16 protein-coding genes are annotated in these 17,132 nt (G+C 46.0%); 7 read left to right on the forward strand and 9 right to left on the reverse strand.

The genetic code is table 11. From position 1 onward, the window contains the following. Window positions 1-948 carry an Rpn family recombination-promoting nuclease/putative transposase gene (locus tag QUA99_RS00610; RefSeq protein WP_333234487.1) on the forward strand — a complete coding sequence of 316 codons (948 nt, stop codon included), beginning with the start codon at window positions 1-3 and terminating at the stop codon, window positions 946-948. Between the two features lie 111 nt (window positions 949-1,059). Here the strand turns inward: QUA99_RS00610 and QUA99_RS00615 are convergent, their stop codons facing one another. The 7 genes from QUA99_RS00615 to QUA99_RS00645 all read right to left on the reverse strand — a co-directional run bounded on the left by QUA99_RS00615 (window position 1,060) and on the right by QUA99_RS00645 (window position 6,174). After that, entirely contained in the window at window positions 1,060-1,833 is a 774-nt protein-coding gene (locus QUA99_RS00615; protein ID WP_333208643.1) for a class II aldolase/adducin family protein, read from the reverse strand. A gap of 61 nt (window positions 1,834-1,894) precedes the next feature. After that, window positions 1,895-2,632, reverse strand: a complete 738-nt coding sequence (locus tag QUA99_RS00620; protein ID WP_333234488.1) for a hypothetical protein — start codon at window positions 2,630-2,632, stop codon at window positions 1,895-1,897. Window positions 2,633-2,740: 108 nt separating this feature from the next. After that, a complete protein-coding gene (locus QUA99_RS00625) occupies window positions 2,741-4,021 on the reverse strand; it encodes an NAD(P)/FAD-dependent oxidoreductase (protein WP_333234536.1) in 1,281 nt (426 codons plus the stop codon). A gap of 24 nt (window positions 4,022-4,045) precedes the next feature. Then, window positions 4,046-4,204, reverse strand: coding sequence for a rubredoxin (gene rd, locus QUA99_RS00630; RefSeq protein ID WP_333234489.1), 159 nt, complete (start codon window positions 4,202-4,204; stop codon window positions 4,046-4,048). 366 nt (window positions 4,205-4,570) lie between these two features. Further along, on the reverse strand, window positions 4,571-5,338 hold the full coding sequence (locus tag QUA99_RS00635) for a ChaB family protein (RefSeq protein ID WP_333135748.1): 768 nt from the start codon (window positions 5,336-5,338) through the stop codon (window positions 4,571-4,573). A gap of 174 nt (window positions 5,339-5,512) precedes the next feature. Next, window positions 5,513-5,884 (reverse strand): DUF5615 family PIN-like protein, encoded by a 372-nt coding sequence (locus QUA99_RS00640; protein WP_333234490.1) that lies wholly within the window; start codon window positions 5,882-5,884, stop codon window positions 5,513-5,515. After that, complete coding sequence (locus QUA99_RS00645; protein ID WP_333234491.1) at window positions 5,881-6,174, reverse strand: DUF433 domain-containing protein; 294 nt, start codon at window positions 6,172-6,174, stop codon at window positions 5,881-5,883. Before QUA99_RS00645 ends, QUA99_RS00640 begins: the two co-directional genes overlap by 4 nt. 79 nt (window positions 6,175-6,253) lie before the next feature. Between QUA99_RS00645 and QUA99_RS00650 the strand changes: the two genes are divergently transcribed. From QUA99_RS00650 to QUA99_RS00670, 5 genes are all read left to right on the forward strand, one after another. Then, on the forward strand, window positions 6,254-6,928 hold the full coding sequence (locus tag QUA99_RS00650) for a polysaccharide deacetylase family protein (RefSeq protein ID WP_333234492.1): 675 nt from the start codon (window positions 6,254-6,256) through the stop codon (window positions 6,926-6,928). A gap of 132 nt (window positions 6,929-7,060) precedes the next feature. After that, on the forward strand, window positions 7,061-9,208 hold the full coding sequence (locus QUA99_RS00655) for a M10 family metallopeptidase C-terminal domain-containing protein (RefSeq protein ID WP_333234493.1): 2,148 nt from the start codon (window positions 7,061-7,063) through the stop codon (window positions 9,206-9,208). An 89-nt stretch (window positions 9,209-9,297) separates the two neighbouring features. After that, window positions 9,298-10,779 (forward strand): S-layer homology domain-containing protein, encoded by a 1,482-nt coding sequence (locus tag QUA99_RS00660; protein WP_333234494.1) that lies wholly within the window; start codon window positions 9,298-9,300, stop codon window positions 10,777-10,779. A 279-nt stretch (window positions 10,780-11,058) separates the two neighbouring features. After that, a complete protein-coding gene (locus tag QUA99_RS00665; protein ID WP_333234495.1) occupies window positions 11,059-11,733 on the forward strand; it encodes an acetoacetate decarboxylase family protein in 675 nt (224 codons plus the stop codon). Between the two features lie 37 nt (window positions 11,734-11,770). Further along, window positions 11,771-12,202, forward strand: a complete 432-nt coding sequence (locus QUA99_RS00670) for a VOC family protein (RefSeq protein ID WP_333234496.1) — start codon at window positions 11,771-11,773, stop codon at window positions 12,200-12,202. 224 nt (window positions 12,203-12,426) lie between these two features. Here the strand turns inward: QUA99_RS00670 and QUA99_RS00675 are convergent, their stop codons facing one another. Further along, on the reverse strand, window positions 12,427-12,906 hold the full coding sequence (locus QUA99_RS00675; RefSeq protein WP_333234497.1) for an orange carotenoid protein N-terminal domain-containing protein: 480 nt from the start codon (window positions 12,904-12,906) through the stop codon (window positions 12,427-12,429). Window positions 12,907-13,193: 287 nt separating this feature from the next. Between QUA99_RS00675 and QUA99_RS00680 the strand changes: the two genes are divergently transcribed. After that, on the forward strand, window positions 13,194-13,781 hold the full coding sequence (locus tag QUA99_RS00680) for a Uma2 family endonuclease (protein ID WP_333234498.1): 588 nt from the start codon (window positions 13,194-13,196) through the stop codon (window positions 13,779-13,781). An 86-nt stretch (window positions 13,782-13,867) separates the two neighbouring features. On the opposite strand, the gene QUA99_RS00685 is transcribed toward QUA99_RS00680, so the two are convergent. Then, window positions 13,868-16,996 carry an MFS transporter gene (locus tag QUA99_RS00685; protein WP_333234499.1) on the reverse strand — a complete coding sequence of 1,043 codons (3,129 nt, stop codon included), beginning with the start codon at window positions 16,994-16,996 and terminating at the stop codon, window positions 13,868-13,870. Window positions 16,997-17,132 lie beyond the last annotated feature (136 nt).

The raw sequence follows: 17,132 nt of genomic DNA on the forward strand, positions 1-17,132 counted from the left end.
ATGGAGTTCATCAACCCTAAGACGGATTTTGGCTTCAAAAAAATCTTTGCTTCGCCCCAAAGCAAAGAAGTTTTGATGAGCTTTCTCAATGCTATGCTCTACAACGGAGAGCCAACAATTACAGACTTAGAAATCATCGATCCCTACGCCGCGCCGGCGATTACTGGGTTAAAAGATAGTTACCTGGATGTCAAAGCAAAAATTACAGGTGACAAAACTGTAATTATTGAAATGCAGGTGATCAATGTAGAAGCTTTTACTAAGCGGGTCATCTATAATGCCGCCAAAACCTACGCAACTCAACTCAAACCGAGAGAAGGCTACTCAAAATTAAATCCTCTCATCGCTCTCACGATTACCGATTTTATCCTGTTTGAAAATACCGAAAAATTCCTGTCACATTTTGTCTTCAAAGAAGTCGAAGAAAACTTCGAGTATTATCGAGAAATAGAGTTAGTGTTTCTCGAACTCCCCAAGTTTCATAAAAAATTAGAAGAAGTTGAAAATCTGATTCAAAGCTGGGTTTATTTTATCAAGAATGCTCCCGAATTGGAGGAAATACCGGATGTATTGGCATCAGTACCCGAAATTCAAACAGCTTTTAATATCGCTAACAGGTCTAATTTAAACCTTGACGAATTAGAAGCATTAGAAAAGCGGGAAATGTTCTTTGAAGACCAACGCGGTGCTGTTATCAAAGGGATGCAAGAAGGTCGCCAAGAAGGTCGCCAAGAAGGTCGCCAAGAAGGTCGCCAAGAAGGTCTAATTGAGGGGCAAACAGCATTAATCTTGCGTCAGATCGCGCGGCGTACTGGCGAAATCCCACCAGAAATTAAAACTCGCATCCAGCAGTTATCTCCCGAACAATTAGATAATTTAGGAGAAATTTTGCTAGATTTTACCAGTCAAGAGGATTTGATAGCTTGGTTGGAATCAGCTTCAGCATGAATTTATAACTTTTGCACTCCTGATACTAAATCCGGCTTTAATACCCCCTTCATTCTTTCTTCGCCGCAGGCGGGCTGTGTTTGTTTAGTAGCGGTTTCAACCGCCGAGTTTCTAATCTAATAGGTCGGGTTCGCGGCGCACAATCATGTCATAAAGCGGTTGAAAACTAAACCATCCCATGCGGTGAGACCCTACTTGCTGCTGTGTTAAACGAGCACATTCTGGCTTGATGAGAATGGGTTTTCCCGCGGCTTCGGCCATTAACTGCGCTTGACAAGAACGTTCCATTGCAATAAACCACCAAGCCGCTTCATCTACTGTTTGACCTACTGTTAACAGTCCGTGATTTTGTAAAATAATAGCTTTTTTCTCACCTAAAGTTTTGGCGATGCGTTTAGCTTCTTCGATTTCCAAAACAACTCCGGTGTAATCGTCAAATAAAGCTTGGTCTTCATAAAAAGAACAAGCATCTTGCGTCAGCGGGTCAAGCAGGCGGCCCAAACTCGACCAACTTTTGCCGTAGGGAGAATGAGCGTGGGCTGCTGCGATTACGTCGGGGCGGGCGCTGTGCACTTGGGAATGAATGGCAAATGCTGCTTCGTTTACGGGTTTATTTCCTTCAACAACTTCGCCTTTGTGGTTGACTAAAATTAGGTCGCTGACTCGAATTAAACTAAAGTGCATTCCAAAAGAATTGACCCAGAAATGGTCGAGGTGTTCGGGGTCGCGGACTGTGATGTGTCCGGCAATTCCTTCGCTGAATCCGAAGCGGGCAAATAATCGGAATGCGGCGGCTAAACGTTGTTTGCGGTGGCGGCGTTCTTCTTCAACTGAGTTGAATGTCGGGGGCTGAAAAGTGACTTTTGGGATTTTTATTGCGACCATATATTTTATTTTGTAATGGGAATGCGTATTTGCTAATTGTGGGGCAGGCATCTTGCCTGTCCTACTGACTGGCGACTTCACTAAGGCGCAAACCTGCGATGTTTTTGCAGTCAAAGGTGGCGTTGTTGCCGGGGCGACGTTCTATTAATTCGAGAATTTGTCCGGCGGGGTTTTGCAGAAACCACTGGGTTAATGAGCCGGAGTTTAGAGGATGCTCTGATAGCGGTTTAAAGTTTTTATTTTGCCATATCTTAGCAGCATTCTGCACGTTTTCAACTCGAATCGCGACGTGGTGAACGGCTTCTAATCCTCTTTCTTGCTGGAAGCGGTCTGTTTGGTCGCCCGGTGCGTGGGGCGCATCTAATACTACTAAGCCGCCCGCTGGCATTAATAAGGTCATTAAATGCAGCCACAAGTCGGAGGGAACATTAATGTTTTCCGCACAAAAGTTAATCGGGAACAAGTCGGGGCCTTCAACTGTTTTGGCGCCGAAGGGGTAAAAAGATTTGGCGTAGTTTTCGAGTTCGGTGCGGCTAGGGAATGTGAGGACAAAGTGGTCGATCGCAACTTGTTCGCCGTACAGGTGTGTTTCAAACGTCCAGGCTGTTAAAAATTCGGGAGTGATAAATTTGGGGTTGAGTTCCAGCAAGCCATTTTTTTCGATGAAAGGTGAGTCAAAATGGCTGTCAGTGTGGTTCGGGAATTTTAAGGTTTTCAGCTTAAAGTTTTTCATGTGTTTGACCCCGATATTGAAGGTGGCAAAACTGCAAATTTCTTCTACAGGCTCAACAGCACTCACATTTTGTGCCTCTTAATTCAAAAATAACACAAAATTTAATACTGGCAAGCAGAAGGCCCGATCGCAACTCCCAAACCTTTATATAGCTAGTATCCCGCAATCTAAAATCTAAAATCTAAAATCGGATGGTTTGCCGATCGCGTTCCCGGCCAACCACGCCGTAGTCCAAGCACTTTGGAAATTGAAACCGCCCGTCACGCCGTCGATATCCAAGATTTCGCCCGCAAAGAAAAGTCCCGGACACCGGCGGCTTTCCATTGTCTTGAAATCGACTTCTTTGAGGTTGACACCGCCGCAGGTGACGAACTCTTCTTTAAATGCGCCTTTTCCGGCAATCTGATATTCGCCTTGAACGAGTTCTAGCAGGAGGCGATCGAGGGTTTTGTTAGATAAGTCAGCCCAGCGTTTTTGGTCGTCAATGCCGATCGAACTTGTCAAACGTTCCCACAGGCGGCGCGGCACCGGAAACGGACAGCTAGAGACAATCAATCGGTGCGACAACTGCGACTTAACCGCTAGCAGTTGCTGCCGCAAAACTTCCGCATTGTACTGGGGAAGCCAATTAATCAGCACAGAGGTTTTATAATGGCGATCGTGCAAAAATCTCGCACCCCAAGCCGAAAGTTTGAGGACAGCAGGCCCGCTCAAACCCCAGTGAGTAATTAGCAAAGGCCCGCTTTGTTCTAATTTAGCTCCCGGCAATTTCACCTTAGCATTAGGAACCGAAATTCCGGCTAAATCTTTGATTCTGCTGTCGGAAATATTAAAAGTAAATAGAGAAGGAACGGGCAGTTCTACAGTATTACCTAACTCTTTTGCCCACTTATAACCCGACGGATTGCTGCCTGTAGCGAGAAGAATGCGATCGCACTTAAAACTCTCCCCCGACTTCAACTCAATTTCAAATGTAGGGGCGGTGCCCCCGTGCCCGCCCAAACCCTGTTCGCCCTCTGCGTTATTCCCGGTTAATTTCCTTACAGAAACTACTGCATCGCCAGTGCGAATTTTCACGCCTGCATCCTCAGCAGCCCGGATCAAACAGTTAACAATTGTCCCCGAATCGTCTGTGATCGGAAACATTCGCCCGTCTTCTTCGGTTTTCAACTTCACACCGTGACCGGCAAACCATTCTACAGTATCGCGCGGTTGAAATCGAGTAAAAGCACCGCGCAGAGCTTTCCCTCCTCTGGGGTAATTCTGCACTAAAACACCGGCGTCAAAACAAGCGTGAGTCACATTGCAGCGCCCGCCGCCAGAGATGCGAACTTTTGCCAGGAGTTGCCGGCCAGCTTCTAGTAAAGTGACGCGGGCCTGCGGGTAGGTTTTGGCACAGGTAATTGCACTAAAAAAACCCGCAGCACCGCCGCCGATGACTGTAATTTTAAGGATTCGATCGGACAAATTTTTTCTCGCTTATTCTGGTTCAAAATCGGATTTTGCCGCCCCGCAAGTGGGACAAACCCAATCGTCGGGGATATCTTCAAAGGGTGTACCGGGAGCTATGCCTCCGTCGGGGTCGCCTAGTTCTGGATCGTAGACGTAATTGCAAACTGTACAAACGTATTTTTGCATTTGCTTAACTCAATTTTCTATTGTAAGCCTATAGATTGTACTTGACAACGCAACCTAGTGCAATACCAATTTCAAACAGTAATGAGACTTTCCGTAATTCCCAAGTTTTTACGAATTAATATCGTTTCCGGTAGTATCGGAATTATTAGCCAAAATTAGGACACGGCAGTGCCGTGTCCCTACAATATTATTTTCGGTAGGGACACGGCATTGCCGTGTCCTCTATATCATGTATGAGTGCAACCGGAATTGATATAAGTTTTGCACTTCAAATCTAAAATCTAAAATCTAAAATCGTCAAAGCCTCCAAAACCGCAGTTCTAGAGGCTTGATTGTATTTTTTATTAGTTTGCTGCGATCGGGAAACTAGACTTTCGCTAAAGGCTTAGTCCAAACGCCGTTTTCATCTTCTTCGTACTGCTGGTGAATGGCATTCCAAGCGGTGTGTTCGGCTTGTATCGAGTCGTTGCTTTCATCAAATGCGGCGTTGTAAGATTCCATAAAGGTTTTTTGAGCGGCTTCCGACAGGTGCGATCGCACTTCTGGAGATAAGTCTGCCGGACTGTTGCAGCGACCTTTAACGGCGCGCGGCAGCGTCATTTCGCTAACTGAAACTTCTTCGCCACCTGCACTTTCTAGCAAGAGTTGAAATTCGCCCGATTTATCTGCGGGAACTTCTGCCATCACGAGAAATTCGCCAGCTTCAACGCGGGTTTGATAGATGGTTGCTTTGTCTTCGGGCATTCCCAAAGCGACTAAAGCGGAAACTAGACCCGCACCGGCAGAACCTGCGATCGCGCCGCTAGCTGCACCCAACAGTACCGCACCCAGCGGGCCTGCCGATACTACTGCACCGACAAAGGGAATAAACAGCACGCCGACGCCTGTTAGCAAACCCAAAAAAGAACCGAATAAGGAACCAAAAATCGCCCCGCTTCGCAGACCGCCTAATATCACATCTTTTTTAGTAATAAAGCCGGCAATTTTAGTTTTAGATTGAAAGTTTTTTCCCATTACTGAGATGTGGTCGCGGGAAACTCCGCGATCGAGCAACCGCCGAATTACGCCGTCTAATTGTTCTTCTTCCTTAAATACGGCTGAAACTGTGCGTTCGGCTAAATATTCCTCGGTCATTGTTCCTCCTTGATGGTTTTTCGATTGGTTGTGCTGTTTTTCAGTATAGGAGGACACCGCAGGGCGATCGCATCGACCGCGAGATAGAGGTCGATCGACTGTGGCTAGATTGAGTCTATATCAAAGGAGTTAAAGAGGCTGGTAGTTTCCGGTGCGATCGGTTATTTCAAGCTTTTATTCATCTCTAATGTACTCAGCTAAAAATACCAATTGATTTATCATTTCTTCGGCTGACTTAGCAGCAATCAAGTTGAAAAACTCCCGCAACTGATCGCCAATCGAGTACCGCTGTTGCACTCCCATAATAATTCCAGCATGACCGATATCTTGGGCAATAAAGGTACTGTGCAAACGACAAAAATCTTTAGTGTTGAAACTGTATATGGCACGCCCTTGCTCCGCTGCCCAGATCAGTTGTTCCTCATCTGAACAGCTAAGCTTGTTAGCGTCCGAGGTAGTTATCACGTCTACACCAGAAGTTCGCAGAGCGAGTATCAGCGAGCGTTGGAGAATATCCTCATCCATGTATAAACAAATTCGGCTCACGATAGCTTACCTGCCATATATTCTGCTTCCAAACGGTCATACTCTTCGTAGTAAGCTGCTATTTCGGCGTCCGTTGCTTCCTTGTTCGCGTAATAGTAAGTGAGTGCTGCATAAATTTGTGCTAAAGTCAAATGCGGTATTTCATCAATGATTTGCTGTGGAGTCATCCCGCCATTAAAATCAATAGCAATATTCTGTACCGTAATTCTAGTTCCTGCAATTCGCGGGCGACCACCGCAAGTTCCCGGCGTGCGGACAATTAGCGTTCCAATATCAACGGCAGTTGTCATATTTACCTCGATTGAGTTAACTTTATCCTATTGTAACGCAGCTTCATTTCTACCCGATCGCATTTAACAAGGTTAATCAATGCCACTAGCACCCCTGTTTCCTGTCGTTCATCCCATTCTCAAATCTGCTTTTCCCAGATGTTTGTGGACGGGAGATATCAACAGCCGAGAAATCGCCCTCACATTTGACGACGGGCCGCACCGAGAGCACACACCTCAACTGTTAAAAATTTTAGATAAATACGACATCAAAGCTAGTTTTTTCTGGCTGGGATTTTGCGTTGACAGGCATCCAGAAACGGCTAAAGAAGTGTACGATCGCGGACACTGGATCGGCCTCCACGGCTACCAGCATATATCGTTTCCCAAACTCAAAACCCACGAACTCAAACAAAGTTTAGAAGACACGCAAAAAGCAATTGCCAAAGCTTGCGATTTAGACCCAAAATTAATCCTCGATGTGCGGCCGCCGAACGGCATTTTTACGCCGCGAACATTAGAGTTATTGCAACAGTGGGAATATCGCCCCGTAATGTGGAGTGTTGTCCCGGAAGATTGGGTGCGGCCGGGGGTGATGAAAGTTATTAGTCGCGTCGTCCAGCAAACAGAAAACGGATCTATTATTGTACTGCACGACGGCTATTGCGGCGGTGAAGATGTTGCAGCTTCGGCTGAAAAAATAATTCCGTTGCTTTTGTATAAAGGTTACAAATTTGTGACAGTCGATCGACTTTGGCAACAAATTTCTGCATGATGGCGTCAGTGCGATCGCTCCTGGGAACCCAAAAATCTGGTTTTTAACGGATATTAAGGGGTTTCAGCACGTATTGCGATCGAAAAACCCAGTTTCTGTCCAAAGGTTCAATTTAGGAAAGAGGACGCGAAGATGACACTAAAAGCAGACACTTTTTATGACCCGCCGCGCTTGGTAGGAGACAACACATCGGAAAATATTACGCTTTCTGTGGGACAACTTCTTAATTTTCCTGGGGGAGGCTGGTTATTGGGCGGAGAAGATACTGTAATAGGTTCCTCAAGTGCGGAATTAATTCTGGGAAATGAAGGCAACGATCGCATTTTTGGCAATGACGGCAACGATTCGCTTTATGGCGGCAAAGGTGACGATTCACTGTTAGGAGAAAATGGTGATGACTTACTCATAGGCGAATTAGATAACGATACTCTGATCGGTTTAACTGGCGACGATCTTTTGCGGGGAGGCAAAGGTAATGATGCCCTGCTTGGCGGCTTCGGCAACGATACTCTTAATGGCGATATTGGCGTAGATACTCTTACCGGAAACGAGGGCAATGATGTTTTTGTCCTCACAAATAAACTCGGCGGTTCTACTGTCGATTTAGCAGATACCATTACTGATTTTGACAAGGGCAAGGATAAAATTGCCTTAGCCGGCGGGCTGCTATTTGAAAATCTCAGAATTTTGCCCGACACTCAAAATCCAAATAATACTGTAATTCAGCAAGATACAGGGGAGTTTTTGGCAGTTTTAAAAGATGTTAGCAGTAGCAGTTTAGAGCGATCGAACTTTATCGTTCCCGGTACGCTAGCTTTTAGCACCAATGATTTCATCACCAATGAAAGCAGTGTTTCCAAAACTGTCACCGTGACTCGCACGGACGGCAGTGATACAGCTATCAGTGCCACCGTTACGCTGGATTATTTCGAGCCACTTGATGGGACAAGCCTGCGCCCCTCACACTTAAATACTGCCTTTTTTCCAGTCAAGTTAGGTACTGTCAATTTTGCTGCTGGAGATACTACGCCTAAAACGATTAATATTCCTTTAATTGATGATGGGATTCGTCATTATCCTCGATCGGCTTTGCTGACATTAACCGAACCTACAGGCATCACGAATATTAGCACGCAGAATATAACTAAATTAAAAGTTCTAGAGGATAGCAACCCACCCTCTCCGATCCAAACTTTTTCTGGTGGCCAATCTATCGAATCGATCGCAGCCGATGGCAATCTACTGCTCATTGGAAAGAGAGGTAGCGATCCAAGAAGTCCCGGAGGAGATCCTAGTTTGTTGGATACCAATACGGGGAAATATGTGCAAAATTTTGAATTTCCTGCAAATGATCTTGATTTTAGGTTTGGTTTTGGTCGTAACGTCGCTTTAGCCGATAACAAAGCTTTGATTTCATCCAGTAAACAATCATATTTGTTTGATGCGAACACAGGTGCTTTATTGCAAAGCTTCAGCAGAGGCGCTGGTCAATTAGTAGATATTAGTCGTAGCATAACTAGAAAACTTGCCTTTGTTGGTAACAACGTTCTGATTTCTCCCGACCCAGACGTAGATTTCAGATATCAAAAAGTTGCTCCTGCATACCTGTTTGACTCGAATACAGGCGCGCTACTGCAAAGCTTTTTCAGCCCCATCCCCAGAAATCTATTTCCAGTTGAATATGCCACTGCTGTCGGTAACAAAGTTGCGATCGCAGCATCATCAACACAACCGTCAGAAACATCGATTAATCCAGCAGTTTATTTGTTCGACAGCATCACAGGTGAACTCCTCCAGACTTTGCCAAGCCCAGATACTGCCGACAATAGCGCTACTTATGGCACTGCAATGGTAGCAGTTGGCAATGATATTCTCGTCGGAGCAGCATTTGCCGATCGCGGTAGGGGCGCAGCGTACCTGTTTGACGGCAATACAGGCTCATTAATCCGCAAGTTTGCTAACCCAAACCCTCCCGATTTCAACTTATACACCAACGATGGTTTTGGAGGTAGCTTAGCAGTCATAGGCAATGACATTTTGATTGGAGCAGAGTCTTATGAGTCTCAAGGCGCTGTATATCGCTTTAACAATACCACAGGGAAGCTCATTGAGACTTATTTGGGTAAAGTTCCGCCAGGAGGAGGATTCGGTGAATTTTTGGGTCAACCTGCAAAAGTTCGTTCCTTTGGTGAGCAAATCGCGATCGTAGGTGACAAAGTTGCGATTACCCAGGTGATTCCGCGCTTCCGTTCATACGAGAGTATAGTTTCTCTGTTTTAGTAAGGGCAGTCAGAAACTAAGTTTCTTTAATCTGAGTGCACAAGTCCTGTAGGTTTTGATATATTGGCGAATTATGAGGAGAATGCTGTATGGTTCGATCGCACAGATGGCAAGCTATCACCGGTTTACTGGTAGCCCTGGGGATAATCATCGGGAATTTAGTGTTTCCGGGCCTGAATGTAGCGCCGGCATTTGCTGAACCCAAATTTAAGGATGTTAACGACCATTGGGCGCAAGCTTGCATTGAGGAGTTAGCAGAGAAAAAAATCATCAGCGGCTACTACGAAGACGGCACTTTTCGCCCGAATCGCCCAGTCAGCCGCGCTGAGTTTGCGGCGATGGTTCGGAGGGCTTTTCCCGATGCGAAAACCGTCCGCAATCCGATCGACTTTGCAGATATTCCTACAAATTACTGGGGTTTTAAAGCAATTCGAGAAGCTTATCAAACAGGTTTTATGTCTGGATACAGCGGGAGTATCTTTAACCCCACTTTGAATATTACCCGCTGGCAGGCTTTGGTAGCTTTAAGCAGCGGCTTGAAATATACACCTGCGGGGTCGGCGGCTGAGATTTTGGATGCGACTTTTGAAGATGCGCGGGATATTCCCGAACTAGCCAGAAGTGCGATCGCCGCCGCCGCAGAAAAACAACTCGTGGTCAATTATCCCGCCGTCAAACAGCTAGAACCTACGCGCAATGCTACTCGCGCCGAAGTAGCAACTTTCCTGTGTCAAGCAATTGCCAAACCCGGCCAAACTGCCTTAGTTCCTGCCCAATATATCGCCCAAGTTCCGGCGAATATCGGCCCGCCGAGAACAACAGAAATTTCGGAAGCGGGGAAAGTTCGGGCGGAAGTTTCTTTCGTAAAAGAAGCAGAAAATGCTAAAAATCTCCGCATCAGAATTATCCGCGACGGTAAAAGTTTATTAGAAGAACCAGTGCTGATTCCGACTCGTTCTCTAGTAGATAACCCCGACCAAAGAGCCAGCGAGGAAATATCAGAAGGACGTTTTTTATCGCTAAGAATCCGTGATTTAGACGGCGACAATGAACCGGAAGTGCTGGCAGATTTAGTGTCAACCAAAAGCGGCGTCCGCTGCTGCAATTATTCGTTTATTTACCGCTATGATTCTGGAGCTAACAAATACACTCATATCAAGCATTTCTGGGGCAATGTGAGTTACGAAATTGTCGATTTTGGCAAAAATGATATCCCAGAGTTCAAGAGTCAGGACGGCAGATTTTCCGAGGCTTTTACAAATTACGCTGATTCTCGCTTTCCGCTGCAAGTTTGGCAGTACCGCGCCGGAAAAATGCAAGATGTTAGCAAACAGTATCCGGTGGAAGTATACACGAATTCTGCTGAGCTTTGGCTGGAATCTAACAAGCGTCTGAGTGAAAATGGGGAGGCGAAAGGCGTATTGGCGGCCTTCGTGGCAACCAAGTATGTCATGGGCCAGGAGGCGGAAGGTTGGCAGTTGTTGGAGAGGATTTATCAAGGGCGCGATCGCACTCAATTCTTTGGGAAGTTGCGGGAGTTTTTAGTGAGTACGGGTTATGCGAGTAAGTAGATTTGGAGGTTTTTAACCGCAGATGAACGCGGACAAACGTTGATAATATCTGTAGGGGCGGGTTTTACGAATAATATCTAATTCCTACTAACAATATTACTAAACCCGCCCCCATACAACAGATAACCCACGTCAACTATTCATCAAATTTATCGTCACATATTAATTTGTTTAAATAAAGTAAATTACTAACAACTTGTGAAGAAATACCAAAAATTGTTGCTTTTTGAAGCGCTAAGCTAAAATAAATATAAAATATCATAAATTTAATCACTGAAAATGGTATATCCATCTGCACCTTGGCATCTGCAAGGTTATGCTGTTCAGACTTTACAATTGGTAGATGTGGCACGAGTGCGCCCCTTGGTTCCCTCTGATTTAGAAATTGTCTCTTTATTGCCAGGAAAAACCCTAGCTGGCATTTATATATCCTCCTACGGGTTGGGTTCGGTGATGGAGTACAATGAGTTAATTGTAGTTAGCGCGATCGCCAATTATGCCGGAGAATGGGGCGCTTGGATTTCTCACATTTATGTAGACAACCCTAACTCGGTAGCCGGCGGACGCGAAATTTGGGGACTTCCTAAAGAATTAGCGCAATTTAGTTGGGAAGGTAGCCATTCGGTAAAGGCAGCACCGCTAGGCTACCGCGTCACAGTTAGCCAAGGAAACCGTCAACTGTGCAGTCTCAATTACAGCAAGCAAACTTTAGCTTTACCCCTGTCTTTGAGCGGAAATGTTTTCAGCGCTGACCGCAGCAATTTGCTGTTGTTTAAAGGAGAATTTAAATCTCGAATCGGCTTGATTAGAGGCGAATTAGAAATACCTGAAGAGAGTCATTTTGCCCATTTAAACTTAGGTCAGCCCTTGCTAACAGTTGCCTGCGAAGATATGCGTTTAATTGCAGGTGCACCGGAAGTTGTGGGGAACATAACTGCTGAATTCAGTTATTAGCGCTAAAATTTGCGTACATTATAGGAGGAAAGTTCCAATGAGCGATCTTGGTTTTACCCACATTGCACTGTCAGTTAGCGATGTAGACAAAAGCATCTCGTTTTACGCGAAGTACGCCGGCTTCAAAGTGGTTCACCGCCGGGTAGATCCAATTACATCATTAGATGTTGCTTGGATTTGTGATTTGATTCAACCGTTCGTCATTGTGCTAATTAAAGCACGATTAGTGAATGGCAAACTTTTGCCAGATTCCCATCTGGGCGTCGCCTGCGAAAGTCGTGAAAAAGTCGATCGGCTTTGCAGTGAGGCTGAGTCAGAAGGGCTTTTATTGAACGGCCCGAATGACTCGGAACCTCCTGTCGGTTACTGGGCTTATCTCCGAGACCCGGACGGTCATACGCTGGAAATTTCCTACGGTCAGGAAGTTAGCTCGCTGTTAGAAAACTTATTAGCGCAGGCAAAGTTATGAGGTCAGCCATTAAGTTTTCTAGACAGGATTTACGCAAAGCCTATGTGTCATGCTGAGTGAAACGCAGTGCAACGAAGCATCTGTAATATTCTTCGCAACGTTTATGAATGACAGCATTAGGTTGAAATGCGTCCAGGATTGCTAGATTGAGCAACCCCAGCTAATTTAAGCACAAATTAACTGGGGCTGCGGGCAATTAATTCGCTGAGTAATTACTAATCTTTTTAAATGCCAGCCCCCGGAGCGGCTTCAGCACCCATTTCTAAAATTGTACCGCGAAGAAAATCAATTTGCTGCTGGAAATCCATGCCCTCAATCTTTCCTAGTAAAGCTTTTCCTGCTTCGGGCAGTTGATAGTCTGGAGGCACAGGAATAATAGTTCCTTCGTCCATTCCTACTGCTAGGAAATACCAAAAAGCCAGCTTGGTTTCAGGACTCATCGAGCCGTACATCCGGCTGAGTTCTGTATTGGCTTTTGAGGCAATGTCGCGCATTACTTGTAGTTGTTCTGGGTGGGGCAGCGGCTTGACTTGCTCGAACAAACCCTGAGCGATTTCCGAACCGGAAGCACCGGGAGCCGCTGGCGTTATTGACTTGCCCATTTGGGTGTAAACAAACCACAGCAAACCTAATTGGTCGTCTACACTCAACTTCTTAATATCTGCTTTTCCTTGGTCGTAAGCGCTGGTAGTAGTAAATGTCATTCAAGCCTCCAAAATAATATCTATTGCTCAGTTTTCTTCTTTTTTAGAAAACTTTTGTTTGCTACTTAGTTAAAGTACCTAATAAATAGTGAGGCTAGAATCTTGCTTAAGACAGAGATGGTTCCCAACATAAGTTCGGGGAGTAAATACACCAAAATTGGAAAAATTTGCAACCAAAGGATGAGGCAAATTTGACAAAATTGTTGTTATCGGAACTCATGATTAGCATTGTTTAGCCGATCGACGATCGCCTATAATCGCAACAGACCTGTATTGAGGTGGCTGTTATGTCGATCGCAACTGCAAAACGCTTCACCATAGCGGAATATCATCGCCTCACAGAACTGGGGTTCTTTGGTGAGGACGATCGAGTTGAGTTAATCAAGGGAGAACTTGTCAACATGGCTGCTAAAGGTACCCCTCACTCGGTTTGCGAGACACGCTTGGAACGCGAGTTATTTAAGCTGCTGGGAGAAAGGGCGACACTGCGGGGACAACAACCGATTATTCTGCCTGATGACAGCGAACCAGAACCCGATCGTGCGATCGTGCACAATCGCCCTGATGACTATCTATCCTCTCACCCCTGTCCAGGGGATATACTGTTGCTGATTGAGATTGCAGATTCTTCTTTGAGTTACGACAAACAGGTTAAGCTCCCCCTTTATGCTGAAGCCGGAATCTCTAACTATTGGATATTTAATTTATCACAAACTTGCTTGGAATGTTACAGCGAGCCGTATCAGAATGCCCCTGGCCAATTTGGTTATCGCAGGACGCTAATTTTTCTGCCCAACGAGTCTGTTAATCTGCCTTATTTTCACGACTTGGCGCTCGATTTATCGAGAGTGTTTCCGCCAACTATAGAATCCTGAAGGACTCTGATATTATTCCAAAGAAAATAGGCTGGCAAACAGCCAGCCTAGAATCAGGAGAATTTTATTTCAAACTCGTTGAAAATCTAGCTAAACAAACCAGAAATACCGTTGACTGCTATTGCTCCAGCTAAAGCGGAAACAACCACAGAAGTCAGAGCCGTACCGAACAGCCACCAAGCTGCGGCTGCTGCCGCTTCGCGCGCATCTTCGGCTTGCTGCTTGGCCTTGTTTTTGAGCTGTTTGATGCGTTTTTTGGCTTCAGATTGCAGGCGTTCCGAGCGCAATAAAACGCTGTCCCGGGCTCCTTCCATTTGGTCAACAATTCGGTGAGCCTCTGTCTCGGAAATATCGGAACGAGAACTCAGCAGGGCAACTAAAGTACCGCGATCGAACTCACCTAAACGCTCTTTAATCGCGTCAAATCCGGCCTGCGGGTCGTCAAACACTTTGCGGAAGTCCCGCTTGATGCCTTCGTAGTTGAGCTCTGGTCGATCGAGCGAATTAAGGTAATCCCGGATTTTCCCGAAAATACCATCCATTGCTGACTGAAACTTGTCCTGAACCATTTGAACTTGTTCGACAATTTGGTTGCGGACAGATTCAATTTGGTCGGCAATTTGGTTAGCTTCCTCTTCCGAGATGTCTTCCCGCTGCGACAACAATGCTACCAGAGTCGATCGGTCAAAATGCTTCACGCGATCGCCCAAACTTTGCATCCCCATTCCCGGCTCGCTAAACAGCAACTGCAAATCGCGTTTGATGCCTTCAGGATTGAGTTCTTCCTTGTCCGTATTCCGCAAGTAATTTTCCAAACTTCCTTGGAAATCCCGGACTGTTTTTTGAGCGCGAGATGCCAAGCGGCGGGGCGATTTCACGATGCTGCGAATCGAATCTTGCACGCGATCGATCGTCCGATCGATCTGTTCTTCGCTCAAATCTTCCCGCTGCGAAAGCAGCTTGACTAAAGTTTCGCGATCGACCTGAGAAAGTCTTTCCCGAAGTGCCAAAGCACCCTCTTTCGGATTTTCAAACAATTTAGTCAAATCCCGATTGATGCCTTCTGGATCGAGTTCTTCCAGGTTGGTATTCCGCAGGTATTCGCCAATTTTTGCAGTAACTTCCTCGTACTGCTGCTTAGCTTTATCTGCCACTATTTGCGGCGCGTGGATAATGTTGTCGCGCACAGATTCGATCCGGTCGATCGCCTGATTGATCTGTTCTTCGCTGAGGTCTTGGCGCTGTGACAGCAACTGCACCAGCGTATCGCGATCGAATTGAGACAAGCGTTCTCTCAGCGCTTTAAATCCGGCTTCCGGGTCGTTTAACAGCGTTTGAAACTCGCGCTCGATCGCTTCTGGATTGAGTTCTTCCTTATTAGTATTGCGGAGATAGTCTTCTACCTTTTGCCGCAATTCTTGGGCTTTCGATTGCGCTTGCTCTTGCAATTCTTGAGCTCTTGAAATCACGCGATCGCGCGAACTTTCGAGCCGCCCGATTAACTGATCGGCTTCCTCTGGACTGAAATCTTCCCGCTGACCCAGCAACTGCACCAAAGTATCGCGGTTAAACTGCGACAGGCGATCGCGCAAAGCCTCAAAACCAGCATCCCGGTCTTCCAAAAGCGCTTGGAAATCCCGTTCAATACCTTCAGGATTCAATTCCTCCTTGCCGGTCGATCGCAAATAATTTTCAATCCGGCTGCGTAAATCTTGAGACTGCTCATCACCAGCAGCATCTCGCACAATTTCCAACACTTCTTGGCGGACACCTTCAAGCTGTTCGGCAATTTCCGTCACCTGTTCCGGAGCAAACCCCTCGCGGCGGCCCAGAATCCCTACAAAATAATCGGGATTAAACATCTCTAACTGGCGCAAAACAGCCCCAGGAGAGGCTTCCGGGTCGTAAATAACATCCCTAAATTCCTGCTTGATTGTCTCCCGGTTGAGATGCCACGGCTGGGCATTCATCAAGTAATTTTCCACATCAGCCTTAGCTGTATTGAAAGGCAGCGCAGGCAATTTGTCGCCCACCTGAGAAGCAAAAGATTTAGCTTTTTGAGTCCCTTGTGCTGTCAGTTGTTGTAACTGACCGGAGATTTTTTCAACATCCAAATCCGACAAATCCGTCCGCGACAAAACAGTGCCCACAAGAGCTTCGACACCCAACTGCATCGCTCGCTTCATGCCGCTGCTGGATTCCGATTTGTTTTCCCGACTTTCCAGAATTTGAGACAGCTTGGCGTTTAGTTCGTCAGACTTCAGCAAATCAGGAGCCGCAAACTTGAGAAAATCAACCAACTCTAAATTCGGGTCTTTCTGCTCTTGCTGCTTGCCGAAAGTTTGCTTCCAAACGCCTTCGAGTTGGTCAACAATTTGATTTATTTCCTCTTGAGAAAAGTCGGTGCGACTCTTAACTAAATCCACAAAAGTCTGGCGGTTAACATTCTTGAGAACGTCGGTTCCCGCAAGAGATTTGATATCGGCATCGCCCAGCAACTTTTCAAATTGACCGCGAATTTCCTTGACATCTAACTTCGGCAACTGCAAAGAACCCACATAATCTTGCAGTGTTTCGCGAATGCTATCCGGGTCTACCGCCGAACTCAATTCGCGGCGGACAGCGGCAACAGATGCCTCTACAGTGTTGACCATTTGGTCGCTGGCCATCTTGCCGCCGATCGCAGCACCAGCAGTACCCATGACCCCTTGAACGCCTGAAAAAGCAGTTTTTATCAAGGAACCGATCATAGAACCGACGGCGCTAGAACCGAGCCACACCAGCGTTAAAAAGTACGCCGACCAAATGACTACACCAATAATTGCCGCTCCGTCTACCGAGGCAATTGAAGTTAGTTTGACTGCCAGAAAACAAGCCAAAAATAAAGCCAGGTTAACGGTGACTAAAATCCAACCCCCGACTAGACCTTCAGTCTTGCGAACTTTTGTCCCCAAACTTTCAGATTCATCATCGTCATCGTCGGGTAAAGCCTCGTCCCAATTTGAGATTTTGGCGGCGATCGAGAAATTTGTTAACAGGAATTGGAAGCCGAAAGCCATAATGACTCCGGCGATTAATGCCACGAAAAACTGCGGGCTTAAAAACATCAGCCCTCCGATATCGGGGTGGTCAAATCGCGCATCTATTTCTACTGGCATTTGGGCAATATTGAATTTGGGACTGTACAGCGACATTAATAACTCGCTTTCAAACATAAATTACCTCCTAATTTTTGATGCCTAACTCGGCATAGCGAAAATTATCCCCAACTTGTTTATAGGGGATTTTGTAATCTTTAGATGATGGTTTGTTTTGGTTCGGCTTTATCTTACGGAAAGCCTTATTAGTGAA

Origin of the sequence: Microcoleus sp. F10-B2 (genome assembly GCF_036704965.1) — a bacterium.
Classification (GTDB): domain Bacteria; phylum Cyanobacteriota; class Cyanobacteriia; order Cyanobacteriales; family Microcoleaceae; genus Microcoleus.

Bases quoted from the DNA above. Each gene is read 5' to 3' on its own strand.
- QUA99_RS00635 (WP_333135748.1), bottom strand. From the start codon at position 5,338: ATGACCGAGGAATATTTAGCCGAACGCACAGTTTCAGCCGTATTTAAG.
- QUA99_RS00650 (WP_333234492.1), top strand. From the start codon at position 6,254: ATGCCACTAGCACCCCTGTTTCCTGTCGTTCATCCCATTCTCAAATCT.
- QUA99_RS00670 (WP_333234496.1), top strand. From the start codon at position 11,771: ATGAGCGATCTTGGTTTTACCCACATTGCACTGTCAGTTAGCGATGTA.
- rd (WP_333234489.1), bottom strand. From the start codon at position 4,204: ATGCAAAAATACGTTTGTACAGTTTGCAATTACGTCTACGATCCAGAA.
- QUA99_RS00665 (WP_333234495.1), top strand. From the start codon at position 11,059: ATGGTATATCCATCTGCACCTTGGCATCTGCAAGGTTATGCTGTTCAG.
- QUA99_RS00660 (WP_333234494.1), top strand. From the start codon at position 9,298: ATGGTTCGATCGCACAGATGGCAAGCTATCACCGGTTTACTGGTAGCC.
- QUA99_RS00655 (WP_333234493.1), top strand. From the start codon at position 7,061: ATGACACTAAAAGCAGACACTTTTTATGACCCGCCGCGCTTGGTAGGA.
- QUA99_RS00610 (WP_333234487.1), top strand. From the start codon at position 1: ATGGAGTTCATCAACCCTAAGACGGATTTTGGCTTCAAAAAAATCTTT.
- QUA99_RS00680 (WP_333234498.1), top strand. From the start codon at position 13,194: ATGTCGATCGCAACTGCAAAACGCTTCACCATAGCGGAATATCATCGC.
- QUA99_RS00675 (WP_333234497.1), bottom strand. From the start codon at position 12,906: ATGACATTTACTACTACCAGCGCTTACGACCAAGGAAAAGCAGATATT.
- QUA99_RS00685 (WP_333234499.1), bottom strand. From the start codon at position 16,996: ATGTTTGAAAGCGAGTTATTAATGTCGCTGTACAGTCCCAAATTCAAT.
- QUA99_RS00645 (WP_333234491.1), bottom strand. From the start codon at position 6,174: ATGACAACTGCCGTTGATATTGGAACGCTAATTGTCCGCACGCCGGGA.
- QUA99_RS00615 (WP_333208643.1), bottom strand. From the start codon at position 1,833: ATGGTCGCAATAAAAATCCCAAAAGTCACTTTTCAGCCCCCGACATTC.